Source organism: Escherichia sp. WS1265 (assembly GCF_046487585.1).
In the GTDB taxonomy this organism is placed as follows: domain Bacteria; phylum Pseudomonadota; class Gammaproteobacteria; order Enterobacterales; family Enterobacteriaceae; genus Escherichia; species Escherichia coli.
The window spans coordinates 1-4,940 of the sequence record NZ_JBJQJE010000044.1; the positions used below are offsets into that span (position 1 = coordinate 1).

Sequence of the window (4,940 nt, forward strand, 5' to 3'; positions counted from 1 at the left end):
CAGGCGTAAGCCTGCCAGGGTTTTCCGGCGGCCTGGCAGGCCATACCCCCGCCGGAGCGGGGGAGTAAATCACCGACGGAACACATGACCGTCAATAAAGGTGAAGGAGTCTAGGAATAAATCCCGCGCATACGCCTCATAGTCAAAATAGAGCGCCACCGTCTCCGGCACGTCAGCCAGCAGGCCGGTATCACTGGCGAACTCAACCGCAAAAGCCTCCTCACTGTCAGCCTCGCCCCACCAGGCATCGCGGAAGGTGTCAAAATCCGTCTCACCGGTATCCTCCACCCAGAGACGATAAGCCTCTTCGCAGCCTTCATCCCGTGCCTAGCGGAAGCCTTCAACCCAGGCCCAGTTGATATGGCATTCAGAGGCCATATTCCCCGGGAATCCCTCATAATCCTGAAACATCAGTTCAGGATCGGCTTCATCCTGGTGAAGAGCACGGCAGGCGGCGAAAAAGTCGCGCTCATCATCAAACGTGGTCAGGTCAAACCAGCGTCCGGCGATGCTTCCACAGTTGTATTTGTGCCAGGTTCCAACGTATACAGCAGGTGCAACAACAGACATTCCCGAATCCTCCATAGTCACATGTTCTGCGGCACCGGGCGGTGCCGTGCCTCCATAAAAGCCGGGCGATAAGGCGGGGATGCACAGGGCGCAAGGGAAGCCGCAGCCTGACGCACACGGCTGGCGGGAGTTGGAGGGTGAGACCGCGAAATCTGAGCGGGTGAACGACCGGAAAATCACGGCAGACGGGAAGGAGGGACCGGGTGACCGCAGCGGCGAAGCGTACCCTTGCATCCCTGCCAGCCCGGCTAAGATGGAGGCACGGCACAGCCCGCACACGACGCTGAGGCCACAGAGCTGAAAACCCACAAGGCCATGCCCCGCATGGCCGGGTAAAAGCGGAGCCGCCGGCGACTTCCTTATTCCGGCGAGTGCAGAGGACACGCCGCATGACCTCCAGACCACCCCTGATATGAAACGATCATGATCGGCGTGTCCCTGCGTAAAATATACATGTCTGGTTCACCGGAGAATATCTGTGATATCCACAAGTTTTCTGTCGCACAGCCAGTCCTGCGCTTCACGCACCACGCTACTGTCGGGTTTCACCGCTTTCAGCGATGATGCCAGTCGCTTGATCAACATAACCAGTTCCCGTGTCTGTATGTCCGGCATTGTCTCCGGCGGAGCAGAGGGACTCTCATTTCCGACGCCCATCCCATGCGCTTCCAGTGTGGCACGGACAAACCAGGCGGCATCGACCAGTTGCTGGCGAATCCAGGTCAGATCGGCATTTCTGTCACGGGCTGCCATTCGCTCACCCGACAGCGCCTTGCTGATATGGCTGCGCACCAGATTATCCAGGAGTTCCTGCGCTTCTTCCGGTGAAAAGCCACCTGGTATCTCTGTGCGCAACAGTCCTTTCCTGTACAGTAGCTGCAGCAGATCAATCTGCGACCGCACTGCAACTATCAGTACATAACGGACAATATTCGCACTGGCGGTGGTTTCTGTATCATTCAGCAGTTCCTCCGGATCATTACCACCGGTATTGCAGAGCAACGGCAACAGAGGTCGCATCCACACGGGAACCTGATATTGTTCGTCTGATTTCATCATATTGCGTTCTCCAGCTTGTTCGGGATCATCCACTGCTCAAGTGCACGTACCTGTACCGGTGCACCACGACCGGCCTCACCAGCTTCAAAAATCAGCCGCCAGAGTGGTTCCTCCTGCCAGAAAAACCGGTCAAATGATGACAGTGATGGAAAACGCCCGCACCACCCCCAGAAAATCGTTTCCAGATCATGCTCCTCAACAACACCAGACCAGCGGGACAACCAGCTTCCGACCGTGGAGGGAGTATGAAACGCAAGGTCAATCTGCGCCTGAGCAAAACATGTCTGGTATTCCAGTTCCCGTCGTTCTGCCTCACGTTCCCGCTGGCGGCTGTATTTCTGCTCTGTCAGCGTGGTTTTCTGACGACGCCGCTCACCTTCACGAAAAGGAACGGACGGGAACAGACGATGCCCCGCATCGGATGGCAGGGGAAGAACACAGACTTCACCAAAACTTTCAATCAGTTTATCCACGGCAGCCAGCCACAGGAGACGGTTGCCATGAAATTCCTCCTTCGTCAGCGCAGGAGCAAAAAAGCGGAGATCGGTCAGCGAAATCCGGCGACTGCCATTCAGGCAGCGAAAGAAAGCGCTGGCATAAGGCCATGCTGAAAGTGTGCGTCCCTGACGACGACGTTGTTCGGTGACAGCCACAGCCTGCATGGCGGCCTGTTGCTCTGCGCTGAGGGGGATCAGTGCCCGTGAACGTGCGCTCATGCCTGACCTCCTTCTGCCATCAGGATATGGATGATATCGTTAACACTGTACCCCTGCGCATCAAGTGTCGCGGCAAGCGCCAGCGTGTGACTGATAGCGACAGGCGTGAAGATATGTTGCACCTGAACGACGGCGAAAGGCTGTCCACCACAATTCACCAGAACCAGCATCCAGAGCTGAGAGACGTCTCCCGGCGAACATAATGCCAGGTGGAAACGTTCGTGGGCTGGCGTGAAACGAACCTGGACGGGGAAAAAGCCCCCGAACTCACTGCCATACTCGCCATTCATCATCCAGTTAGCTGGTGCGTCCACTTCACGCATCACCTCGTGAGTGAGATTACGGCGCATATCGCTTCCCGCAGCACGGATATCTTCATATTCCTGTGCGTTCATGGACTGCAGGGCATTCAGGGTCAGTTCAGTTTTCATCACGGTATCTCCCTTGCTGCCGCCCCGTCTCCGGCGGGGCGGTGTGGTTGTTCATCAGGCGGCATCAGCCAGGTTATCGGTGCGTTCAGTGGCATCTGTCTGTGGATGTGGTGCACACATCCAGCCAGGCACCCAGCGGTTGTCTTTCATGTGGTGCTCTGCATGTTCAGCCGCATCGCCTTTCTTCATCTTCTCCGCGTCCCGTGCGGCACCGGACAGTCCGGCGTCATTCAGGGCGTCGATAATCTGCGGCTTTTTCAGGTGTCCGAAGAAGTTTGTTTTTGTCGGCTGCCACCAGTCGCGCATGTGGAATCCGATAGCCGTTTCCAGCGAGTCCAGCGGGCTGCGTGACGTGTGACCACAATTGCGGGTCTGAACACCGTGGATGCTGCACGCGGTGCAGAAACTGAGCAGGGATAACAGCACCTCCTGGCTGAGTGACAGGAACGTCGTCATGTCCTGTGACCATCCCTCCGGCAGCAGTGCCGCAAGACGGGCTTTTTCTGCCATCATCGCCATGAATGCGGCACCTTCCTTCCCTGACGGCGCATCGCTGGTCAGCGAATAATGCTCACATTCCAGACGAATTTTTGCGGGATTGCTGTACGCCCCGCTGCCAAACACATTCAGGCAGAGTGTCCATGCCAGCAGTGCCAGGGATTTGTCCGGTTGCTGCATCAGTGCTGCCTGGACTGCCAGCGTGCGTTCGGAAGACATTTTCGTCAGTAGTGGCAGACTGATTTCCTCCACTGACGCTTTATCCTGCACCTGTTCCGTGCGGTCAGCGTCGTCAGCCACGTCATCTTCACTGCGCAACTGCACACCACGCTGGACACACACATTACCGTAACGCCAGGACACCACCACGCCACTTCCGGCACGCATCTCCGGCGTCCACGCCCTGACCTTCGCCATGCAGCGCATCAGCTTCATTTCTGCTTCCAGCAGGTCGGATTCCTCACACTGGTTTTCCAGCGCGTCGTAACGTGCCATCAGTTCGTTCAGGCGTTCTTCTTCCGCCTCCGTCAGCACCGCTTCCGGCTCCGGCAGACAGCGGTATGTTCCGGCATCCTCACGGCACTCACCGACAGGCTCCATGCGCCCGGCGCACCATTCCCAGCCTTCAGCTTCCCGAAGGTGTTCAGCGACAGCCTGGAGTTTTTCCAGCAGGGCGGCATCGAGCGCCACGCGGTCGACATAACCGTCCCCGTCATCGCTGAACAAATCAGTACGCAGTTCGTCAGGTGAGAAGGCATCAGCCCCCACGAAGCGGAATTTACTGTTCCCCGCCACCGCCACTTCACTTTCGGTCACCAGACGACGAATGGTCTGCACTTCCGGTTTTCCACCCCATCCCGACTGGCAGGCGGCTTCAAACACCTGCACCTGACGCGCGGTGTCGCTCTCCAGCGCCAGCGCCTGACAGTGCTCGGTGGTGATGCGGTCTTCTGCCAGCGCATCGAGGATGACAGGCGCAAGGTCTGCCAGTTTCAGCATTCGCTGAACGTGGCGGGGCGAATAGCCCAGCAAATCACCGATTTGTGCAGGCGTTTTGCCTTCCTGCGCCATCGCACGGAATCCGGCAATCTGTTCGGCAGGGTGCATATCCCGACGATGACCGTTTTCAGTCATTGATGCGGCAGTCGCCAGCTCCTGCGGAATAACCTTCACGCGTACAGGCCAGTCAGCCGGAATGATGCCACGCTCTGCCAGCATGTTGAGTGCAGCCAGTCGGCGACCACCTGCGGCGACACCGTAACGGTCACCAGGCAGGGTATGCACGACCAGATTCTGCAGCAGTCCGACGCCCTTAATGGACTCCGCCAGTTCGCTGACGGACTCCGCAGAATACGGCACCGTGCGCACATTCAGCGGTGATTTAATCAGCGAGGCCAGCGGCACGCTCACTTCCTCCGTCTGCGCCAGCAGGGCAGACAGGACAGTTTCCTGCGTTTTTACAGATTTACGGCTTGCTTTGCGGGTGGTTTCTGGTTCACACTTCGTTACAGGCATAATCATCCCCTTATAATTGCTTATGTCCTGCCGGACGTTCGCGCGTCCGGCACCTCTCTTACTTAAGAATCCCGAAATCCCTGATGTACTGGTTCATCCAGTACCCGGCACAGTCCTCAAAATTCCAGGAGCGCCAGATCAACGTGCCATC

The 4,940-nt window shown here is 57.6% G+C and carries 5 protein-coding genes and 1 pseudogene; all 6 read right to left on the reverse strand.

What is annotated here, in order from left to right; genetic code table 11:
• Positions 1 to 69: 69 nt before the first annotated feature.
• A pseudogene (locus tag ACJHX3_RS24230) lies at positions 70 to 570 on the reverse strand (antirestriction protein ArdA).
• A 462-nt stretch (positions 571 to 1,032) separates the two neighbouring features.
• Positions 1,033 to 1,629 (reverse strand): hypothetical protein, encoded by a 597-nt coding sequence (locus ACJHX3_RS24235; RefSeq protein ID WP_000978012.1) that lies wholly within the window; start codon positions 1,627 to 1,629, stop codon positions 1,033 to 1,035.
• Positions 1,626 to 2,345, reverse strand: a complete 720-nt coding sequence (locus tag ACJHX3_RS24240; protein WP_001276263.1) for a plasmid SOS inhibition protein A — start codon at positions 2,343 to 2,345, stop codon at positions 1,626 to 1,628. The genes ACJHX3_RS24235 and ACJHX3_RS24240 overlap by 4 nt, the downstream gene beginning before the upstream one ends.
• Complete coding sequence (psiB, locus tag ACJHX3_RS24245) at positions 2,342 to 2,776, reverse strand: conjugation system SOS inhibitor PsiB (protein WP_000845897.1); 435 nt, start codon at positions 2,774 to 2,776, stop codon at positions 2,342 to 2,344. Before psiB ends, ACJHX3_RS24240 begins: the two co-directional genes overlap by 4 nt.
• Before the next feature lie 54 nt (positions 2,777 to 2,830).
• On the reverse strand, positions 2,831 to 4,789 hold the full coding sequence (locus ACJHX3_RS24250) for a ParB/RepB/Spo0J family partition protein (RefSeq protein ID WP_137556658.1): 1,959 nt from the start codon (positions 4,787 to 4,789) through the stop codon (positions 2,831 to 2,833).
• Between the two features lie 58 nt (positions 4,790 to 4,847).
• Positions 4,848 to 4,940 (reverse strand): DUF905 family protein (locus ACJHX3_RS24255; RefSeq protein WP_410236222.1); only part of this gene is annotated, 93 nt, incomplete at its 5' end.